17 protein-coding genes are annotated in these 20,714 nt (G+C 42.0%); 14 read left to right on the plus strand and 3 right to left on the minus strand.

Annotated elements, in window-relative coordinates:
- Positions 1 to 15: 15 nt before the first annotated feature.
- Positions 16 to 723: a phenylalanine 4-monooxygenase gene (locus QJ048_RS13525; protein WP_282334904.1), complete on the minus strand. Its 708-nt coding sequence runs from the start codon at positions 721 to 723 to the stop codon at positions 16 to 18.
- 840 nt (positions 724 to 1,563) lie between these two features.
- Here QJ048_RS13525 and QJ048_RS13530 point away from each other — a divergent pair.
- Entirely contained in the window at positions 1,564 to 3,477 is a 1,914-nt protein-coding gene (locus QJ048_RS13530) for an SPFH domain-containing protein (RefSeq protein WP_282334905.1), read from the plus strand.
- A 457-nt stretch (positions 3,478 to 3,934) separates the two neighbouring features.
- Entirely contained in the window at positions 3,935 to 4,129 is a 195-nt protein-coding gene (locus QJ048_RS13535; protein WP_282334906.1) for a hypothetical protein, read from the plus strand.
- A gap of 142 nt (positions 4,130 to 4,271) precedes the next feature.
- Here the strand turns inward: QJ048_RS13535 and QJ048_RS13540 are convergent, their stop codons facing one another.
- Positions 4,272 to 4,526, minus strand: a complete 255-nt coding sequence (locus QJ048_RS13540) for a hypothetical protein (RefSeq protein ID WP_282334907.1) — start codon at positions 4,524 to 4,526, stop codon at positions 4,272 to 4,274.
- 223 nt (positions 4,527 to 4,749) lie between these two features.
- A complete protein-coding gene (locus QJ048_RS13545) occupies positions 4,750 to 4,941 on the minus strand; it encodes a hypothetical protein (protein ID WP_282334908.1) in 192 nt (63 codons plus the stop codon).
- 194 nt (positions 4,942 to 5,135) lie between these two features.
- Between QJ048_RS13545 and topA the strand changes: the two genes are divergently transcribed.
- The 12 genes from topA (at position 5,136) to QJ048_RS13605 (ending at position 20,646) form a co-directional block, all read left to right on the plus strand.
- On the plus strand, positions 5,136 to 7,736 hold the full coding sequence (gene topA, locus QJ048_RS13550; RefSeq protein ID WP_282334909.1) for a type I DNA topoisomerase: 2,601 nt from the start codon (positions 5,136 to 5,138) through the stop codon (positions 7,734 to 7,736).
- A gap of 117 nt (positions 7,737 to 7,853) precedes the next feature.
- Entirely contained in the window at positions 7,854 to 8,438 is a 585-nt protein-coding gene (locus QJ048_RS13555) for a D-sedoheptulose-7-phosphate isomerase (RefSeq protein ID WP_282334910.1), read from the plus strand.
- A 164-nt stretch (positions 8,439 to 8,602) separates the two neighbouring features.
- Positions 8,603 to 9,154 (plus strand): D-glycero-alpha-D-manno-heptose-1,7-bisphosphate 7-phosphatase, encoded by a 552-nt coding sequence (locus QJ048_RS13560; protein ID WP_282334911.1) that lies wholly within the window; start codon positions 8,603 to 8,605, stop codon positions 9,152 to 9,154.
- Between the two features lie 49 nt (positions 9,155 to 9,203).
- Positions 9,204 to 9,449, plus strand: a complete 246-nt coding sequence (locus tag QJ048_RS13565; protein ID WP_282334912.1) for a DUF6934 family protein — start codon at positions 9,204 to 9,206, stop codon at positions 9,447 to 9,449.
- 48 nt (positions 9,450 to 9,497) lie between these two features.
- Positions 9,498 to 9,938 carry a DUF2147 domain-containing protein gene (locus QJ048_RS13570; protein ID WP_282334913.1) on the plus strand — a complete coding sequence of 147 codons (441 nt, stop codon included), beginning with the start codon at positions 9,498 to 9,500 and terminating at the stop codon, positions 9,936 to 9,938.
- A 141-nt stretch (positions 9,939 to 10,079) separates the two neighbouring features.
- Positions 10,080 to 11,042 carry a hypothetical protein gene (locus QJ048_RS13575; RefSeq protein WP_282334914.1) on the plus strand — a complete coding sequence of 321 codons (963 nt, stop codon included), beginning with the start codon at positions 10,080 to 10,082 and terminating at the stop codon, positions 11,040 to 11,042.
- 274 nt (positions 11,043 to 11,316) lie between these two features.
- On the plus strand, positions 11,317 to 11,817 hold the full coding sequence (locus QJ048_RS13580) for a hypothetical protein (protein ID WP_282334915.1): 501 nt from the start codon (positions 11,317 to 11,319) through the stop codon (positions 11,815 to 11,817).
- Positions 11,818 to 12,143: 326 nt separating this feature from the next.
- The gene (locus QJ048_RS13585; RefSeq protein WP_282334916.1) at positions 12,144 to 13,352 is read left to right on the plus strand and encodes a formylglycine-generating enzyme family protein; all 1,209 of its coding nucleotides are present in this window, start codon (positions 12,144 to 12,146) and stop codon (positions 13,350 to 13,352) included.
- 212 nt (positions 13,353 to 13,564) lie between these two features.
- Positions 13,565 to 14,332, plus strand: a complete 768-nt coding sequence (locus QJ048_RS13590) for an OmpA family protein (protein WP_282334917.1) — start codon at positions 13,565 to 13,567, stop codon at positions 14,330 to 14,332.
- 548 nt (positions 14,333 to 14,880) lie between these two features.
- Positions 14,881 to 15,966 carry an efflux RND transporter periplasmic adaptor subunit gene (locus QJ048_RS13595; RefSeq protein ID WP_282334918.1) on the plus strand — a complete coding sequence of 362 codons (1,086 nt, stop codon included), beginning with the start codon at positions 14,881 to 14,883 and terminating at the stop codon, positions 15,964 to 15,966.
- Positions 15,967 to 16,064: 98 nt separating this feature from the next.
- Positions 16,065 to 19,130, plus strand: a complete 3,066-nt coding sequence (locus QJ048_RS13600) for an efflux RND transporter permease subunit (protein WP_282334919.1) — start codon at positions 16,065 to 16,067, stop codon at positions 19,128 to 19,130.
- Between the two features lie 112 nt (positions 19,131 to 19,242).
- Positions 19,243 to 20,646 (plus strand): TolC family protein, encoded by a 1,404-nt coding sequence (locus QJ048_RS13605; protein ID WP_282334920.1) that lies wholly within the window; start codon positions 19,243 to 19,245, stop codon positions 20,644 to 20,646.
- The last annotated feature ends 68 nt before the right edge of the window (positions 20,647 to 20,714 follow it).

Below are 20,714 nucleotides of genomic sequence, written 5' to 3' on the forward strand. Positions count from 1 at the left end.
CTCATTACTCATTACTCAAACATAGCTCTCACTATAATTCTCAATACTCGCAAACAACTCCTCATAAGAGTTGATCACGTAATACACTTCCTGGTATTTGTCTTTGATATAAGGTGTATCTAAGATTGTATGCAGGTCATAAGGCACACGTTTAGGCTGATCAGAGAATAGCGAATATTTTGTTTCACCGATAGATGACAATATTCCGGCACCGTACGCTTTAAGCACACCGTTTTGTTTGATTAAACCAAACTCGACTGTGTACCAGTACAAGCGGCTCATTCTTTCGATGAAATCTTCGTCATCAATATTTTTCAAAGCAATTACTGCAAGATTGCTCAAGAAGCCTGTAAACTCATGATTGGTCAATAAAGGCACGTGACCGAATACATCATGGAACATATCTGGTTCTTCAAGATAATCGAGTTGTTGCATGGTACGCAACCAGGTAGCACACGGGAATTTTTTAAGCGCCAGGTTTTCGAAGAAAAGTTTATTGTCGATCAAACCCGGTACAGCATAGATCTCCCAGCCGGTAATGTGCGATAAATTTTCATTTACTTTTCTAAAGTCGGGAATTTCGTCTGCCCTGAAGCCGCATTGTTCCATACCATCAATAACCGCTTGAGAAGCATACTGAACGATTTGTGGGTGCTGGCGTGTGTAAAGCTGTTTCCAAACTTCGCGATCTTCTGAAGTGTACAATTCATATTGTTGTTCCATGGCAAGTTGTATTTTAATTATACTATCGTTTGTTAGTCAAATTAAAGATAGTTTTTGAGATGGCCCGGCAGCCTCATTATATGATATATTATAAAAGATGAAATAGAAAAATAATTTCTAACAACCGCCATTTTCAACCATCAATTGTAAAACAAAAAGCAATTTATAATGGAAGAATAACAAATTTCAGGTCTGTTTTTCCTGCGATAATTATTGGTCAGGTGGAAAGCACGTTTTAGAGCCGGTACAGAAAAACGGGTGCATCGAGAAGACGCGTTCAACGAGTCTCTACAGGGCACTCTAATTCCTATCTCCTAATTTCTAATTCCTATTGCTCCTCCCCGCTTATCCACCTATCACGCCCCCAACACCCCATATTTACCACTCATCACACATACTTTTCCGCTCTTCACTAGGCGAGTCCCGCTGCTCCTTAAATCACTCACAATGAAGCGATAGCGCGATATATCTTTACATCATCAAACAAAAAAGGAGCACCTCTCCTACGAATATGAAACATAATATTGCGGTTCTTTTCCCAAACGACGGTTCCCAAATACTACCTGCAATCACCTTCAGTTCCTGACAAAAATTTAAGGCAAAAAAAGTACAAGCTAGCTAACAACTATGCATAAGCGCATATGTGCAATGTTACCAAACAATGCATTATGTGGTGGGCAAGTTATTGCTGAAAGCCGAAACGCTGACTCTCATGATTTTGATTGTTGTCATGATTTTTAAACCCAATATTCAGGATCTTGACAAATCATGATAATCATGATAATCTGTGTTCCCATCTCAATCAAACAATTATCAAACAATAAAAACAAAACACAAACAATGAACATCCCAACCCTTTTTGCCAGTTATTGGTGGATAGCACTGATACTGATCTTTATCCTGTTCTACAAGTTCATTTTACGAATGTTCTTCGGTATGGTAATCGTACCGGAAAACCGAATTGGATTGGTTACAAAAAAATTCGTGTTAGTGGGTGCCAACCGTGGCCTGCCAGACGGACGCATCATCGCCACAAAAGGTGAAGCCGGTTTCCAGGCGCAAACCCTCGCTCCCGGTCTTTACTGGGGCATGTGGCCATGGCAGTACGGTGTCGAAATGCAACCCTTCATGATAATTCCGGAAGGCAAGATTGGCCTTGTGTTGGCAAACGACGGTGCGCAATTGCCTACAGGTAACATCCTTGGTCGCACAGTGGACAGCGATCACTTCCAGGATGCTGAGAAATTCCTTAGCAATGGTGGTCAGAAAGGTAGGCAGACAGCGCTGCTGACTGCAGGTACATATCGTATCAACAGCTATGCGTTCACTGTGACTATCGCCGACATGACCATCATCCATGAAAACAAAGTGGGTATCGTTACAACGCTGGACGGTGTGCCAATTAAAGCCGGACAAATCGCCGGTGAGCAAATTGAAGGTCACAACAACTTCCAGGACGTTGATGCCTTTTTGGTAAACGGAGGTAATCGTGGTCTGCAACCGCAGGTAATGCTGGCCGGTAGCTACTTTATCAACCAGTGGGCGATCCAGATCGAGGAGATACCAATGACCAACGTACCGATCGGTCAAGTAGGTGTTGTGATCTCTTACATCGGTGAAGATGGTAAGGATATGACGGGTGATACTTTTAAACATGGTAACATCGTAAGCAAAGGTTTCCGTGGTGTGTGGATGGAGCCGTTAGGTCCGGGCAAATATCCTGTTAACACTTATACGATGAAAGTTGAATTGGTACCAACGACCAACCTTGTGTTGAACTGGGCAAATGCGAGAAGTGAAGCGCATGACCTTGATAAAAATTTAAGTACGATCACTGTTCGTTCAAGAGACGGTTTCCCTTTTAATCTTGACGTGGCACAGATCATTCACGTTCCTGCGAATGAGGCCCCAAAAGTGATTGCACGATTCGGTAGCATGACTAACCTTGTGTCGCAAGTGCTGGAACCAACAATTGGTAACTATTTCCGTAACAGTGCGCAGGACAGCGATGTGATCAGTTTCTTAAGCACTCGTAAGGAGAGACAGAAGTCTGCAAGGGAACACATCAAAGAAGTGCTTGACGAGTACAACGTAAACGCCGTGGATACTTTGATCGGAGACATTGTTCCTCCGGAAGCATTGATGAAAACCTTAACGGACAGAAAGATCGCGGAAGAGGAACAAAAAACCTATCAAACGCAAAAGATGGCGCAGGAACAAAGACAGGGTATGGAAAAAGAAACGGCGATTGCAGACATGCAGAAAGAGATCGTAAAAGCGCAGCAAAGTGTTGAGATCGCTCAACGCACCGCAGATGCGGCCGTTAAGAAAGCTGAGGGTGATGCGACTAGTTTGAAACTGCAGGTAAACGCAGAATCTGAAGCCACCAAAATGCGTGCAAATGCAGAAGCGGAAGCTACAAAAGCAAGAGCCGGTGCACAAGCCGAAGCGACAAAGATAAACGCCAGCGCCGATGCTGAAAAGATCAGTAAAACAGGTTTGGCGGAAGCTGAAAAAATCATGGCGATTGGTAAGTCTACCGCTGAAGCATATGAGTTGCAGGTTAAAGCCATGGGTGGCGACAACTTTACCAAATATAAGATCACCGAGGAAATTGGTAAAGGCAACATCAAGATCATCCCTGACCTGATCGTAAGTGGTGGAAATGGCAGCGATGGAAGCTTGAGTGGATTGATGGGGTTGCAGTTGCTGCAGATGTTGAAGGAAAATAAGCAAGCTAATGGCAATAATTAATAATTAATAGGTGCGGCAGCGAGACAATAATCCCTACTCTAATCTTGAAACCTTGCGGTTGCTTTTTCCAGAATAGCCCCTGTGAACGCAAGTGTTTATCATGTAGTAAACATTAGCCCCTAAATCCCCTTACCCAAGCCGGCAGCAATGCCGGCTTTTTTTAATTAATAATTAATAAGTACTGTTGCAAATGATATCTGCAAACTCAAAGTTCTCAAAATTGCAACTCTGTGCCGCTGCCCCGTCCATCTATATTCAAATGCTGAAGTGTGCGACGCAACGATGTTCACCTGAATTACCGATGCACACCTAACAAACAACGATGACCACATCTTTAGTTTGTTAAATTAAATAACGAATACAGCTCTATTAATTCTTAATTATTAATTATTAATTGTTTCTCACCCTGCCGACGGAATGAAGTTTGAAGTTATAGTTTGAACAAAACTCATGGCATATGAAAAACGACAATAAGTTCCGGGTAAAGGATGAAAAACAGCCTACTTTACCGAATGAAGATTTTGAAGGTGAAGACAAAGCTCCTGGTGAAGAACAAGGCATGTCCGAACTAGTAACAGAACGAGATATTAAAGGCAAAAAGAACGACGGTGATCCTGAGTTAGAGAGCGATCAACCGGTGAAACAACAATAACTGAATAACTGATTAACTGAATAACTGAGTGGTCGAATGCTGAAGTGCATGATCGGATAGCTACCACTCAGTTATTCAATAAAAAAGGACAGTCCTAAGAGCTGTCCTTTTTATCACCAATAACCAACAAACTGCGATGAGGTTAATTTTCCATTGCTGAAAAATAGAATCCCTCCTCACTTAAAACAAAACCAGTAGAGACATAGAAAAATAATGAACGATGCATGATATCTTTTGCAGCCTGTAAATATGAACCCCCTAATTCCGGAGTTCGTTGAGCATATTTCACGCTTTGTATTTTTAATAATCCGATCTGGCTATTGTATCTTACTTGAATCTCTTTCATTTGAAAATCGGCAGCCAGTTCCGCTTGTGAGTTTGTTAGAATAGCGTCCATAACGAGATATTGGTTTTAAATAGAATATTAATATTAGAACGTATGTTTTTTCAAAAAATTGTTTAAATAAAAAACCACGGTAAAACACGTTTTCAGCGTCGTACCATGGTTAATAGATGTGAGATGCGAGGTCTCCGTTGTATATGTATATGTTTACACTTACATATTAGCAGTTTTTAATAAATCATTTGCTTTTCTTCGGCTATGCATTGCTCTTTTTCAGCTACTTAAAAGAATGCCCGTGCTGAAATCGTTTCGCGGAATAAATAATGTGCCGGATCCCTCTGCTGCGGTCCATTACGCTTAAACTTCCGTTTTCTTCGCCGTTTTTTAGCCTTTTTATAAAATAATAAGAAGCGGCTCCGGCAGCGATAGCGCCTAAAGCTATGGCTGGAATTATTTTTCTTTTTTTCATAAATTTTCTTTAGTTATTAATAATCAATTCATATGCCGCGCCAAATGTGGTTTACAGTCTGTTTGCCAGCGGATGTTTTTACATTAAAAATCAATGCTTTTTGATAATAGTTGCTTTAGGCAATTTTTTATTTTCAGGGTTATACATTAAAATTGCACGACACTAAAACCGTTTTTGGTATATAATAATATAGTATGGCAAAGAATTTACTGATTGTGGAGAGCCCGGCAAAAGCTAAAACCATTGAAAAAATCCTGGGGAAAGATTTCGAGGTGAAGAGCTCTTTTGGTCATATTCGTGACCTGGAGAAGGACGATATGGGGATTGACATAAACAATAATTTTCAACCTAGATATATAGTTCCCGAAGATAAAGAGAGAGTGGTTCGCGACTTGAAGAGCCTTGCGAAGAAAGCCGATGAGGTTTGGCTCGCTTCGGATGAGGACCGCGAAGGTGAAAGCATCAGCTGGCACTTAGCGGAAGTTCTCGGCCTGGATCCTAAAACCACCAAACGTATTGTTTTCAACGAGATTACTGCACCTGCCATCAGAAAAGCGGTGCAAAATCCCCGCACCATAGATATGAACCTGGTAGATGCGCAGCAGGCCCGCCGCGTACTCGACAGGATCGTAGGTTTTGAATTGAGCCCTGTGCTGTGGAGAAAGATCGGTATGCAGCGTAGTCTGAGTGCCGGCCGTGTACAAAGTGTGGCGGTAAGATTGATCGTGGAAAGAGAAAGAGAGATTAACCAGTTTAGCGCAGTAAGCAGCTATAAAATCGATGCCTATTTTGTAGCAAACGATATAACAGGCAAGAAAGTAACTTTCAAGGCAGAGGGCCCCTCAAAAATTGATAGCGCCCAGGATGCACAAAAGTTCCTGGAAAGCTGCAAAGGGGCCAACTATACGGTTACGGACATTACCGTAAGGCCAACCAAACGTTCTCCTGCCGCACCTTTTACCACTTCAACACTACAACAGGAAGCGAGCCGGAAACTGGGTTATGGTGTAAGCCGTACAATGTTACTCGCACAGCGTTTATACGAAAGCGGTAAGATAACGTATATGCGTACTGACAGTGTGAACCTTAGCGACACCGCGATGGGCGAAATCAGAAACGAGGTTACAAGCAGCTACGGAGCTAAATACCACCAGCCACGTAAATACAAGAACAAAAACGAAAGTGCACAGGAAGCGCACGAAGCGATACGACCCACTTATATGGAAAACCATACTGTGGATGATCCCGATGCAAAACGTTTGTATGAGCTGATCTGGAAACGTACCATTGCATCGCAAATGAGCGACGCCGAGTTTGAAAAGACTACAGCTAAAATTGACATTTCTACCAATAAGGATACACTAACCGCAACCGGCGAAGTGATGAAGTTTGACGGCTTCCTGAAAGTGTACCTTGAAGGAAAAGACGAGGAAGACGGTGATGACGAAAACGACAGCATCCTGCCTCCATTGCAGGTAAAACAGCAACTTGAATTTAAAGAGATGCTGGCCGCCGAAAGGTATACCCGCCCTGCACCACGTTACACAGAAGCATCGCTTATCAAAAAACTAGAGGAATTGGGTATTGGCCGTCCGAGTACGTACGCCCCGACAATTTCTACCGTCCAAAAAAGAAATTACGTCGAGAAACGCGATAAAGACGGCGTTTTAAGACAACTGAATATTCTTCATCTCGATAAGAAGAACGATATCTCTAAAGAAACTAAAACCGAGACCACCGGTGCAGAAAAAGGAAAGCTGTTCCCTACCGATCTGGGTATGCTGGTAACCGACTTTTTAAAGCAGCATTTTAAAACGGTAATGGACTACGGTTTTACGGCTGAAATAGAAAGCGACTTTGATAAAATTGCCGAAGGCAAAATGAAGTGGAATAAAATGATAGATGAATTCTATTCGCCATTTCATAACAGTATAGAAGTAACACTTGAAACAGCAGAAAGAGCAAAAGGTGAACGTGAATTGGGTGTTGAATCTGCAAGCGGCAAACAAGTAATTGCACGTATGGGGCGTTATGGCCCAATGGTGCAAATTGGTAGCGCCGACGACGAAGAGAAACCTCGTTTTGCACGCCTGAAATCCAATCAAAGCATCGAGACCATTTCATTTGACGAGGCAATGGATCTCTTTAAACTACCACTTACATTGGGTGAGTTTGAAGGAAAAGAAGTATCGGTAAACGTTGGCCGCTTTGGTCCTTATGTAAAATGGGGTGAAGACTTTATCTCCATTCCAAAAGGCGAAGATCCGCTAACTGTTGATATGGACAGAGCAATGGCCATTATTAACGTAAAACAGGTTGCTGATGCTCCTATCGCTTCTTATGAAGGCAAGCCAGTTACAAAAGGCAAAGGTCGTTTTGGTCCGTTCATTAAGTGGAACGACATTTTTATTAACGTACCAAGAGCCTACAATTTCGATACGCTTACACAGGCGCAATGCGAGGAACTGATCCAAAAGAAAATGGAAAAAGAGGCCAACCGTTATATACAACAGTGGCCGGAAGAAAAGATTTCTATTGAAAATGGTCGCTGGGGCGCATTCATACGCTTCCAAAAGAAAATGTTGAAGCTGGGCAGAAAGGCTGATGGCACAAAATATAGTGAAGAAGAAGCGGCAGCCATTTCATTGGAAGATGTAAAGAAAATGATCGTAGAGCAGGTACCTAATGCTTTTGCAAAGAAAGCTGCCGCAAAGAAAACCGCAGCGAAAAAAACGGCCGCCAAGACTGCCACTAAAAAAGCAGCACCGAAGAAGGCCGCGCCAAAGAAAAAATAGGAGAATTTGAAAATTTGAAGATTTGAAAATGGTTGGTGCTAGTCTCTAACACGCCTGAGTGACTTCAGTCGGGCAGGAACTAAGAACTTCGAACCAACAACTATCAACTAATTAAACATGGAACGCATTACTCAGGTAAAAGAGATCATTCAATCATCAATTGATACAAAACAGCAAATTCTACAGGATCAGGCAATGCTTGAAAGAATGCTGGAAGTTGTTGATGCCATCGTAAACGCATTTCAAAACGGTAAACGCATTTATTTTTGTGGAAATGGTGGTAGTGCTGCAGACGCACAACACCTCGCTGCCGAGTTCAGCGGACGTTTTTATAAAAACAGGCGAGCATTACCTGCTGAAGCACTGCATTGCAATACCTCATACTTGACAGCCGTAGCAAATGATTACAGCTATAACGATATTTATTCTCGCCTCGTTGACGGCATCATGGTGAAAGGCGATGTATTGATCGGTCTTTCTACATCAGGCAATTCAGCCAACATAGTAAGTGCATTTGAAGTTGCGAGAGAGAAAGGCGTCATCACCGTTGGCTTCACTGGCATTACCGGCGGCATCATGCATTCATTAAGTGATTATTTATTCAATGTACCATCTTCCATAACACCACGCATCCAGGAAAGCCATATTACCATAGGGCATATTATTTGTGAGCTGGTGGAAGAGAAATATTTCTCAATTTGAAAATTTGAAAATTTGAAAATTCGTTTGGTGTATCATTCATGATTTATTGTTGGCAACCCAAGAGGCTGATAATTATTGATAACAAATGTTCGGCCTAAAGCATTTTCAAATTCTCAAATCTTCAAATTTTCAAATTGCATCTCTCATTTTCATATTTTCAAATCATGTCTTTCACCCTTTCCGATATAGATAAAAACTGGACACTATTCCTGGACCGTGATGGTGTTATCAACCATGAAAAAGTGGAGGACTACATTTATCATTATGGAGAGTTTACTTTTTATAAAGGGGCTATAGAGGCTATCAAAATACTTGCTCAGAAATTTCCACGAATCATTTTAGTGACCAATCAAAAAGGTGTTGGCAAGGGGTTGATGACAGAAGAAAGTCTACAGGATATTCATAAAAACATGCTGGAAGAAATAACAATAGCCGGCGGCCGCATCGACTCTATTTATTATTGCATTGCTTTGGATAGCAGTCACTCCCACCGCAAACCTAATCCCGGCATGGCTTTCCAGGCGAAGCAGGATTTTCCCGAAATTGATTTCTCCAAATCATTGATGGTGGGCAACAACATCAGCGATATGGAATTTGGAAGAAATGCGGGTATGCGCACAGTATTTGTAAAAACGACAAAGCCTGAACAAGTACTTCCCCACCCTGCTATTGATTTTGCGTTTGATGACCTGCTGGATTTTGCGAAGGCTCTGTAATTACTATCCCATTACCTGATGACCATCTTTAAAAGCTTGCCTTTTTTAGATGCAGCTTGATAAGTATGAGATGAAGGTTTCTTCATCGTTACGGCGATTTGAGTTGGTGAGTACAGGCCCGAAAGGAGAAATACACAAAAAGATAGAATTTAATTTGTTCCCAACAACACCGAACGTTTACAATCTCGGTTTTGGAGATGTCACCGGGCACGGCGACATAAACAATCTTATTGTTACTGACAATGGCGATAGCAAAAAGGTGTTCTCTGAACCTAAAAGTGTGCTGCTTTGTTAAATACCCATGTATAGCTGCTGAACGATTTTAGAACCAAGCCCTACATTTATGCAAAAAACATTTTCCCTTTTCTTGTTTATAAGCATCTGTTTATTCGCAAAGGCACAAAAAGAACCTGTTGAAAGAGTGTGGTATAATCAGGAAAAGACATCAAAAATCCAAGTTTACAAAGGAACAGATGGCTTGTTTTATGGAAAACTGGTTTGGCTGGCTGAGCCAAAAGATGCGTCGGGTATTCCCAAAACTGATGTTAAAAATCCAGAAGAAAATAAGAGGAACACTCCCCTCCAAAATCTCCTTATACTTAAGTCTTTTAAAAAAAGCACGGGCAATGCCAACCAGTTTGAAGGCGGAACTGTGTACGATCCCGTCTCAGGGAAAACTTATTGCGGAAAGATCAATGTTTCCGGCAAAGAACTAAAACTTAAGGGGTATATATGCAGTTTTTCAATGCTTGGCCGAACAAGCACCTGGACGCTCGCCGAATAACTCGCAGGGCTAATTCAATCCGCCACTACATTTTAACTTTCTATTTTACAATAGATAAAATTTCCTACGGTTAATTTCGTTTAACATTTATTCGCTTAATATTTGCAGTTTTGCAATTCGGAATAACCGGCAGAGATAATTATGTATAAATTAATCATTTCGATATCATTCGTCTTAATCGCACGCCTTTCTTTTGGTCAACGTATTTCAAAATCTGACGTAAAAGCGCTTCATCTTAAGCAGGACACCTTAAGAAAATATGCAGATGATATGATCAATGCGCAGGAGCCGTCTGACCGTTTTATAGCCGACAGTCTTTTTGTGCGGGGTCTTGTGCGTGCATTGAAAACGCACAACTCATTCTACTACCCTTTTGATTCACTCCAGACAGTTTCTAAATTGTATCCGCCGGATAGCACTTTCAGAATCTTTACGTGGCAGATGAAAAAGGATGAATATTTCTATTTGCAAAAAGGTGCCATTCAATACTGCACCGCGAATGGCGAGTTAAAACTGGTTCCGCTGTTTGATCAATCGATGTTTACATCAAAACCGCAGGACTCCATACGCACCAACAGAAACTGGATCGGTGCGGTCTATTATCGCATCATTGAAAAAACTTACAACAATAAAAAGTATTACACTTTGATTGGTTTTGACGGCTACACGGTGAGCAGTAACCGAAAATGGATCGATGTACTCACATTTGATGATAAAACAGGAGAACCAATATTTGGGGGCAGCTATTTTACCTTCAAAAATGATACTGCGAAGAAAGCGCCGCAAAGCCGTTTCTATATTGAATATAAAAAAGAGGCGGGAACAACTTTTAACTACAATCCGGAACTGGATATGATCATCTATGATCACCTGACCTCTGAAACAGACGAGCCGGAAAGAAAAGAAACTTATGTTCCTGATGGCGATTTTGAAGGCTTTAAATGGGAAAAGGGCCAATGGGTGCATGTTGACAAAGTATTCAACTTTAAACTAAAAGAGGGAGAAGAACCCGTTGAGCAAACCATTCGTGATGCCAACGGCAACATTAACGAACAAAAACTATTGGAACAATCCCAAAAGAACGAAAAGAAAAAACCGCACTAGACATACGATGTAAGGTTTGCGGTGTACGAAAGTCATTAGAAGCAACACTCTAATGACTTTCGTACACCGTAAACCTTTTTTAACGAGCTCTGTTCCCCCGCCTCTACTCCTCACTTTCTAAAAATTTTCTTCCTCTTAGTTAACAAAATGAAGGATTGCATTGTTATCCATTTGCTTATGCAATAATGGCCCGGCTCGTTATGCATACGGGTGTATTATTTACCGTAACGTAACTCACAAAAACTTCTGATAATTTGAATTAAATCTCACTATTATGAAAAAAACATTTTTTGTACTGGCGGCTTGTTTTATAACGGCAACAACTTTCGCGCAAGATGCTGTGTCAAAAGAAGACATCGATGTAATACAATCAGTTTTTGGAAAAGAAAAGAAAGAACTGGTTCAACAATACATGACTTTGCCAGCCGATCAAAGTGCCAAATTCTGGACACTTTATGATGAGTATGAAGTAAAACGCAAAGACCTGAACAGGGAAAGAATAGGCATCATACAGGACTATGCCAGTGCTTATGACAAACTCGATAATACAAAAGCTGATAATTTAGCAAAACGTGCATTGGAGAATGAAATCAATCTGGACAAATTGCACTTACAATACTACAAGAAGATATCTACAGCTGTTGGCGGGGTAAATGCAGCGAAATTCTTTCAACTGGAAGGTTATCTGCAAACAATCATCAAGGCACATATCATGGATCAAATTCCATTCATAGGCGAACTCGACAAAACCAAAAAGCCTACAAACCAAATGTGAGACCGGTTTCGTGTGCCAGAAATATTTCACGCAAAGGCGCAAAGGGTATTTTTTCGTGCGGAGAAACTGAGTTGTTTCACACAGCGAACGCAGCGAATAAGCGACGCAAAGAGTTCGCGAACGTCGGAATGTTATTTTAGGTTTTAAACAGATTGATGTGCACCTGATAAGAAAATTGCAGACCTAAACCAACAAGCTCCTGCCGCGCCGCCGCTTCATTGCGGTGACCGCGAGAAGTCTTTGCGTCCTTTGACTTTCCTTTGCGCCTTTGCGGGAAATTTTGCTAACTTCAGCGCTGAAACATCTCTGACCACAAATAACGTGACATGAAAAGCCTACCGATTTTATATACTTACACACTTACTGCTTTTGCGTTTAGTTTTATATCGTGCAACAACTCGGCAGGTAATAACTCAGGACGTTCTATTTCGGAACTAACAAAAGCAAAAGTCGATGGCGCGGTTTCATGTACAGTTAATGGTCTCACAGTTGCCGACAGCTCAATTTACGCCAACAATGGTGGCAATGAATTCAAACCTACGGTTGTCAACACAGTTAACTTTGATGCAGCCCCTGAAGGAATGGTAAAAATTCCCGGTGGTGAATTCAGCATGGGCGGTGTGAACCCCACCGGTATGCAGGATGGTGGCCACGAAGCGATGAATGACGCAAGGCCTATTCACAGGGTGTATGTGAATCCATTTTATATGGACGAAACAGAGGTTACCAATGCAGAATATGCAAAATTTGTTGCTTCAACCAGCTATATTACGGTGGCCGAAAAAAAGCCTACAAAAGAAGAATTTCCGGATGCACCGGAAGAAAACCTGGTGGCCGGCTCAGTTGTATTTACCCCTCCTTCTCACGAAGTTCCATTGAACGACCATTATCAATGGTGGAACTATGTGAAAGGAGCGAATTGGAGACATCCGACAGGCCCGGATAGTGATATTAAAGGCAAGGATAATTACCCCGTGGTACAAATAGCTTACGAAGATGCCGTTGCGTATGCAAACTGGGCGGGAAAAAGATTGCCAACAGAGGCAGAGTGGGAATTTGCTGCACGAGGCGGAAAAGCGGGAGAAATGTACGCATGGGGCAACCAGCTAAAACCAAATGATAAATGGATGGCTAATACATTCCAGGGACATTTTCCAAACAATGACCAGGGTAGCGATGGCTTTGTAGGCATTGCGCCCATTAAACAATTTTCGCCGAACATATATGGTCTTTATGATGTGGCTGGCAACGTTTGGGAATGGTGCAATGACTGGTACAGATCAGATTATTACCAAGAACTTTCCAGACAAGCCGTTACAAGAAACCCACAAGGCCCCACAACATCTTTCGATCCTTCTGAGCCAGGCACCGAAAAGAAAGTGCAAAGAGGTGGCTCTTTTCTTTGTACAGATCAATATTGCACAAGATATATGGTAGGTACTCGCGGCAAAGGCGAGTTCAGTTCTGCCAGTAATCACATTGGTTTCCGCTGCGTAAAAGACGTTTCGAAGAAAACAATGCTGGCGAAAAAATAGGAATCAGGAGTGTGGAACTAGGAATTAGAAGATGCTCGAACAAGTTATTAGTTAATAATTGCTGGTTTGTAGACTTTAGAGCTGGAATTTCTGCATTTCCCTACAACTAAATACCTACTAGCCTTCTACGACGCAGTCCTCCAAACTTCTAATTCCTAACCCTAGTTTCCCCGGCATAATTTTTTCAATACAGTAGAACAAAACTTACTTGTATGAAAAAAGTACTCTCTGCATGCCTTGTATGTTTTACAGTCGTCGCTGTTATGTCATGCGGCACAGGCAAAAAACTGAAATCAGCCAATGCTGAAATCCAGCGTCTCGATAGCGTAAACAACTCACTCAATCAGCAAATAGCAGGTCTTAAAGACAACATGAATGATCTCAATGCACAAAAAGATGCATTGAACGCTAACCTTAATAATGCCAAACAGGGCATGGCAAATCAGCAGAAGCAAATGCAATCCTTGCAAAGTTCACTGCAATCACAAAGAAAAGCGATGGAAGATCTCCGCGCAAAGATCGCCGACGCTTTGAATGGGTTTAAGTCAGATGAGGTGCAGGTTACATACAAGGACGGTCTGGTGTATGTATCTTTGCAGGACAAACTGTTATTCAAATCAGGTAGTGCGATTCTTGATGAACGCGGTAAACAAGCATTGGGAACGGTAGCATCGGTGCTCAACCAGGACACCAGCATTAAAATAATGGTAGTTGGTCACACAGACTCGGTTGCTTTTAAAAAATCCTATAAAGACAACTGGCAGTTGAGCACAGAAAGAGCCAATACCATTGTTCGCATTCTTCGTGATAGTTATAGCGTGGATCCAGCCCGTCTGACTGCAGCGGGCCGAAGCAAGTACTCTCCTGTCGCAGACAATGCTACACCAGAAGGGCGAGCCAGCAATCGCCGGACAGAAATAGTTTTAACACCGGATCTATCCGAGGTTTGGAACCTTGTGAATGCATCGTCGCAGCAGTAGAAAGCTTAACGCCTGATGCGAAATGCTTAACGCTTAAAGTGTAACTTTTGAGGTTATACTTTAAGCGTTTTATTAATCAACCCTTTACACATAAATTGTGTTAAGCTTTAGGCATTTAGCTTTAAACTCTTCCGGGCACAACATTTTCTGTAATAATCCCTCGAATAACAACCAGATAACATTTATTACTGATTTTTGCCGCAGGCCTTATTTATACAGGCAGCAGTAAAACGATTTTCCAGAATCCGGCTCAGATATGGTCAAAGGAGCCACGGGTATAATTTCCGCTCATCCTAATGTTCAACCGTTAAAGGAGCAAAACTTTCTATATTTGGCCTCATCCGAAAAAACGGAAAAGTTTTTTTACCCGATGACGTCTAAGGGTTAAGAAAAAATAAAAAGTAAAAAAACTCCGGTGCAGCTAGTTCTATGTTCTGGAAAATGTAAATCAACAAAAAGCTGGAGTATTTTTTGGGGCAAATTTTTTATTTTTTCCTTTTTGCTTATTGCCGATATTTTTCATTGAAATATTTCATAAATCTCAGTCAATGTATTTGCTACCAAAAAAATTACATTTCTTCTGTTTCGTCACTTTTTCCGCTATTATGGTTGTTGCCTGCGGAGATAAAAAGCAGGAAGCAGCTTCGAAAGACAGACAAAAATCATCCGGTCCTGCCGAAGTGGATGTTATTATTGCCGCTTCCCAAAGCATCAGCAATATCGTGGAGGCAAACGGAACCGTTGTCGCGAATGAATATGTTGAACTGAGACCTGAGGTGACAGGCAGACTTATCTACCTCAACGTACCAGAAGGGAAATTTGTAAACAAAGGAACTGTGATCGCCCGAATCAACGATGCGGACCTACAAGCCCAAATCGCAAAAAGCAAAGTACAACTCGACCTGGCTGAAAAAACCGTTGACCGATACAAGCAATTGCTCGCAGTGAACGGCATGAACCAAAGCGACTACGATGTGGCTTTGAATCAAATGAACGGATATAAAGCAGACATTGCATACTACCAGGCGTTAATTGATAAAACAGTTATCAAAGCACCATTTAGCGGCATTGTGGGCCTGCGCCAGGTGAGCCCCGGAGCTTATGTTTCTTCGACAAACATCATCGCCACAATTCAGCAACTGGATAAAATAAAAATTGATTTCACCATACCTGAGAACTATAACAGCATTATTAAGATGGGCGGTACGGTTCGTATAAAGGTGGATGAAAATGAACAGAGCGATTTAAAAGCAACCATCATAGCGATCGAGCCGCAGGTAACCGCAGCAACACGCAATCTGAAAGTAAGAACGGTATTGCAAAATGGCAAACCGAATCCAGGCGCTTTCGTAAAAGTGTTCATCAACGCCAGTACCGAAAAAAAAGCGATCATGGTGCCTACCAACTGCATCATACCGGATGACAAAAACAAACAACTGGTATTGGTAAAAAATGGTCATGCAAACTTTGTAAATGTTGAAACCGGCGACAGAGAAGCCAGCAACGTAGAAATAACAAAAGGCGTAAATCCAGGAGACTCCGTTGTTGTTACCGGTGTACTGTTTGCCCGCCCGAAATCTCCGGTGCATATACGTTCAGTTAAGAAACTGGACCAGTCGGTAGCGACTCAGTAATCAGGAGTTAGAAATTAGGAATTAAGATGGTGTACGATTCGTGATTCAAGTTTCTCGTCCAATTTTCAATTTTCAACTTTCAACTTTCAATTAGATTCATGAACATATCTGAGTTATCGTTAAAGCGGCCGGTATTTGCTACGGTGATGAACCTTGCAATTATCCTGTTTGGTATAGTCGGATTCAACTTTCTTGCAGTAAGAGATTACCCTGCAATTGATCCGCCGATTATTACAGTTACGACTTCATACACAGGTGCCAATCCTGATATTATTGAGAGCCAGATCACAGAGCCATTGGAGAAACAGATCAATGGTATTCCCGGCATTCGTACCATTACTTCATCAAGCTCTCTGGGTTCCAGCCAGATCACCGTTGAGTTTAACCTTGGCGTGGAACTGGAAGCTGCTGCGAGTGACGTACGCGATAAAGTGAGCCAGGCGCAACGTAGCTTACCACTGGATATCGACGCACCTCCTGTGGTTGCAAAAGCAGATGCCAACAGTGACCCGATTCTGATCCTTGCAGTGCAAAGCCGCTCCAAAGGTTTGATGGAGTTGAGCGAGTATGCTGAAAACGTTTTGCAACAACAATTGCAAACGGTAAACGATGTAAGCTCCGTGGGCATTTTTGGGCAGAAGCGTTATGCAATGCGCATTTGGTTGAACCCCGATAAAATGAGTGCATTCAATGTTTCATTCAATGATATACGTACTGCATTAAACAGCGAAAACGTAGAACTTCCTCCGGGAAAGATCTACGGTAATAACACAGAGCTTACCATTCGCACATTGGGTCGCCTTACATCAGAACAGCAATTCCGTGATCTGTTAATTCGCGAAGATTCCAGCGGCATTGTCAGATTGAGCGATATCGCACGTGTAGAGCTTGGCCCGGAAGCATTGGAGCAAAGCTGGAAATACAATGGCGTGAATGCCGTTGGTCTTGCCGTGATTCCACAACCGGGCGCCAATAACATTGCCATTGCAGATGAAGTGTACAAACGTCTGGATGAAATTAAAAAAGAAAACAAATCAGGTATAGAAGTAAGTGTCCTGATCGATAATACGCAAAACATCCGTAACTCACTAAGCGAGGTTGAAGAAACATTGCTGATTGCTTTTGCACTGGTGGTATTGGTCATCTTCTTCTTCTTCCGCAACTGGTTAATCGCCATCAGGCCACTGATCGATATTCCTATTTCACTCGTTGCTACTTTCTTCATCATGTATATAGCGGGCTTCTCCATCAACATCCTTACCATGCTGGGTATTGTACTGGCAACGGGCCTTGTGGTGGATGACGGCATCGTTGTCACGGAAAATATTTTCCGCAAACTTGAAGAAGGCATGCCAATACACAAAGCGGCATTGGAAGGCAGTAAGGAAATTTTCTTTGCCGTTATTTCCACGTCTATCACATTGGCAGTTGTGTTCCTGCCTGTGATATTCCTTCAAGGATTCGTGGGACGATTGTTCCGTGAATTTGGTGTGGTATTGGCCGCAGCCGTATTGATCTCAGCCTTTGTATCACTTACCATCACTCCGGTACTGAATGTCTATTTAACGCGTAAAAACAGTTCTCACGGTAAATTTTATCTGGCTACAGAACCCTTCTTTACCGGCATGGAAAATGGCTACAGAAGAATACTGGAAGGATTCTTAAAAATAAGATGGATGGCATGGGTGATCATTGTAGTGTGCGTTGGAATTATCATTTTCGTGTTTACACATCTTCAAAGTGAAATTGCCCCGCTGGAAGACAGAAGCAGCATTCGTTTCACAGCTACCGGCGCAGAAGGTATGAGCTTTGGAGCCATGAATGCTCTTACTGATAAGGTCTCTAACTATTTATACGATTCAGTTCCTGAAAGAGATTTCGTTTTCGCGAGAACTCCGGCAGGAACAAGCGTGAACACTTCACAACCTCGTATCGGCCTCGTCGATCCCCGTGATCGCAAAAGAAGTCAGAACGAAATTGCAAACGATCTGCAAAAGAAATTATCACGCTTTAATGATGCGCGGATATTTGCCATCCAGGAGCAAACCATCTCCGTGGGTTCCGGTTCAAGAACAAGTTTGCCCGTACAGTTTGTATTGCAGAATCAGGATTTAAATAAACTTAAAGCTGCCATTCCAAAGTTCCTCGACGAAGCGAGAAAAGATAAAACTTTCTCTAACGTTGATGTGAATCTGAAATTTAACAAACCAGAATTGCAGATCACCGTGGATCGTATGAAAGTAAAAGATCTTGGTCTCTCTACCCAGGATGTTATTTCGGCTATGCAATCGGCATTCAGTGGTGGCCGTTTGGCATATTTCATCATGAATGGTTACCAGTACCAGGTAATAGCACAGGTAGACAGGCAGGACAGAAACAAGCCAATTGACATTTCAAACCTGTATGTAAAAAATGCAAGTGGTCAAAATATACCATTGAGTGCAGTAGTGCACATGGAAGAAAGCACCAACCCATCAACCTTGTTTCACTTCAACAGATATAAAGCTGCCACCATCCAGGCTTCTTTGTCAGAAGGCAGAACCATTGGCGATGGCATTAAAGCAATGGATTCAATTGCAGCCAAAGTACTGGACCCAACCTTCCAGACAGCATTGAGCGGGTCTTCACGTGATTATGCGGAAAGCTCCTCCAACATTCTGTTTGCGCTTGGGCTGGCAATTATATTGATCTATCTTGTGTTGTCTGCACAGTTCGAGAGCTTTATTGATCCGATAGGCATCATACTTACCGTTCCATTGGCATTCGCCGGCGCCTTGTTGAGCCTTTGGGCATTTCATCAGACACTCAACATATTCTCTGAGATTGGTATGATCATGCTGGTAGGTCTCGTTACCAAAAACGGTATCCTGATCGTTGAGTTTGCCAACCAGAAAAGAGCGCTCGGGCTTCCAAAATTTGAAGCCGTAACTGAAGCGGCACAACAAAGGCTAAGACCAATCCTGATGACGAGTCTTGCCACATCACTTGGAGCATTGCCAATTGCCATGAGTCTTGGTGCAGCTTCTACCAGCCGTATTCCTTTGGGTATTGTAGTAGTAGGAGGCATCTTGTTCTCGTTAATATTAACGTTGCTGGTAATTCCGGCGGTATACACATACTTGTCGGGTAAACACAAAGCACATGTTACGCAAATTAACGAGTAGTTGAAAATTGAAAATGATTCGCAGGGGCGAATTGCATTCGCACTCTTCGCATATCGCGAAACACGATTAACATTATCGCAAACGGACCATCGTTAAATATTTTGTTTTAATTATGATGTCAGCAGTAGTACTTCTATTAAGCATTGGTTGCGTCGCACTCTTCAGCGGCAGGAAGTTGATTGAGCGTATTTTTATAAACATGAATGTGTCCCCTTTCATTAAAAAAGGTGTTGCAATTACTTGTACTCTTTTCATATGCGGCTATTCATTTTCCCAAAACCTTACATTGGAAGATGCCGTAAACATTGCGTTAAAAAATAGCCTTGATATACAGCTCGCTAAAAACAATGTAACCGTTAACGATATCAACAATTACATTGGCATCGCCGGAGGATTGCCGGTAATATCAGGGACGGCGACTGACGCAGAGCAGCTTTCCAACATTAATCAAAAGTATGCAGATCCGAAGCGTGATGTTGAAAAAAGAGGCGTTGCCACTAACAACCTTAGTGGAAACATACAAGCAAGCTATTTGTTATTTAACGGAATGCGTGTTGTTACGACCAGGAAAAGACTAAACGAATTGCTCAACCAAAGTAAGGAGCAATTGAACTCACAGGTTCAAAACATCATCGCTTCAGTGATGACATCTTACTATGATGTCATTCGTCAGCAGAACTATATCAAAACGATAGATCAATCACTAGTTGTATCTCAGCAAAAGCTCGACATCGTTAAAACACAACAGGCAGTTGGGATGGCAAACAATGCAGATCTGTTCCAGGCACAAGTAGATTATAACACGCTTTTACAATCGCACCAGTCACAGCAACTGGCAATTGACCAGGCTAAAACGGAATTGCTACGGTTACTTACCTTAAAAGCAGATTCTGTCATTACTATTTCAGATACTATTTTGGTGGATCATTCACTTGTATTGGGAACCGTTTTGGACAATCTTCCTAACAACCCTGATTTACGGGCGGCAGAGGACCAGGTGAGGATCAATGAATTTATCGTAAAAGAAACAGCGGCGCAGCGCTATCCTTCCCTGCGTTTGAATGGCGGTTACAGCTTCGTGTACAATAGCAGCGCCGCGGGTGACACCCGCTTGAACAACAGCTACGGTCCAACCATTGGCGTTGGGGTTGGCGTTCCTATTTACAATGGTTCTATATATAAACGGCAACAAAAAATTGCAGAAATGAATGTTAACTCTGCAGAACTCAGTAAAGACATTATCGTAAGAGATTATTCTGCGAACATCATCAAAACATACCAGGCCTACACTAGCACATTAAAGCAACTTGAAACGCAAAGAAAAAACTACGAGTTGTCAAAACAATTGGTTGATCTGATACTTCAAAAATTCCAATTGCACCAGGCAACTATTATTGACGTAAGAACGGCACAACAAAGTTTTGAACTTGCAGGCTATAGCCTTATCAACTTGAGCTTCTCCGCCAAATCAGCAGAGATCGAATTGAAAAGAGTGAGCAATCAATTGAAACCATAGTTAGTGCAGCGTTCGGAAATAGAAATTAATAATTAACAATTAATAGGTGTAGCATCTGGATAAGAACA

It is taken from the genome of Pinibacter soli (genome assembly GCF_029961145.1).
GTDB lineage: Bacteria > Bacteroidota > Bacteroidia > Chitinophagales > Chitinophagaceae > Pinibacter > Pinibacter soli.

Excerpts from the sequence above, each read along its gene's own strand:
- QJ048_RS13575 (WP_282334914.1), top strand. The coding sequence starts at position 10,080 with ATGTATAAATTAATCATTTCGATATCATTCGTCTTAATCGCACGCCTT.
- QJ048_RS13590 (WP_282334917.1), top strand. The coding sequence starts at position 13,565 with ATGAAAAAAGTACTCTCTGCATGCCTTGTATGTTTTACAGTCGTCGCT.
- QJ048_RS13580 (WP_282334915.1), top strand. The coding sequence starts at position 11,317 with ATGAAAAAAACATTTTTTGTACTGGCGGCTTGTTTTATAACGGCAACA.
- QJ048_RS13530 (WP_282334905.1), top strand. The coding sequence starts at position 1,564 with ATGAACATCCCAACCCTTTTTGCCAGTTATTGGTGGATAGCACTGATA.
- QJ048_RS13605 (WP_282334920.1), top strand. The coding sequence starts at position 19,243 with ATGATGTCAGCAGTAGTACTTCTATTAAGCATTGGTTGCGTCGCACTC.
- QJ048_RS13595 (WP_282334918.1), top strand. The coding sequence starts at position 14,881 with ATGTATTTGCTACCAAAAAAATTACATTTCTTCTGTTTCGTCACTTTT.
- QJ048_RS13570 (WP_282334913.1), top strand. The coding sequence starts at position 9,498 with ATGCAAAAAACATTTTCCCTTTTCTTGTTTATAAGCATCTGTTTATTC.
- QJ048_RS13560 (WP_282334911.1), top strand. The coding sequence starts at position 8,603 with ATGTCTTTCACCCTTTCCGATATAGATAAAAACTGGACACTATTCCTG.
- QJ048_RS13540 (WP_282334907.1), bottom strand. The coding sequence starts at position 4,526 with ATGGACGCTATTCTAACAAACTCACAAGCGGAACTGGCTGCCGATTTT.
- QJ048_RS13545 (WP_282334908.1), bottom strand. The coding sequence starts at position 4,941 with ATGAAAAAAAGAAAAATAATTCCAGCCATAGCTTTAGGCGCTATCGCT.
- QJ048_RS13525 (WP_282334904.1), bottom strand. The coding sequence starts at position 723 with ATGGAACAACAATATGAATTGTACACTTCAGAAGATCGCGAAGTTTGG.
- QJ048_RS13555 (WP_282334910.1), top strand. The coding sequence starts at position 7,854 with ATGGAACGCATTACTCAGGTAAAAGAGATCATTCAATCATCAATTGAT.
- QJ048_RS13565 (WP_282334912.1), top strand. The coding sequence starts at position 9,204 with ATGCAGCTTGATAAGTATGAGATGAAGGTTTCTTCATCGTTACGGCGA.
- QJ048_RS13585 (WP_282334916.1), top strand. The coding sequence starts at position 12,144 with ATGAAAAGCCTACCGATTTTATATACTTACACACTTACTGCTTTTGCG.
- QJ048_RS13535 (WP_282334906.1), top strand. The coding sequence starts at position 3,935 with ATGAAAAACGACAATAAGTTCCGGGTAAAGGATGAAAAACAGCCTACT.
- topA (WP_282334909.1), top strand. The coding sequence starts at position 5,136 with ATGGCAAAGAATTTACTGATTGTGGAGAGCCCGGCAAAAGCTAAAACC.
- QJ048_RS13600 (WP_282334919.1), top strand. The coding sequence starts at position 16,065 with ATGAACATATCTGAGTTATCGTTAAAGCGGCCGGTATTTGCTACGGTG.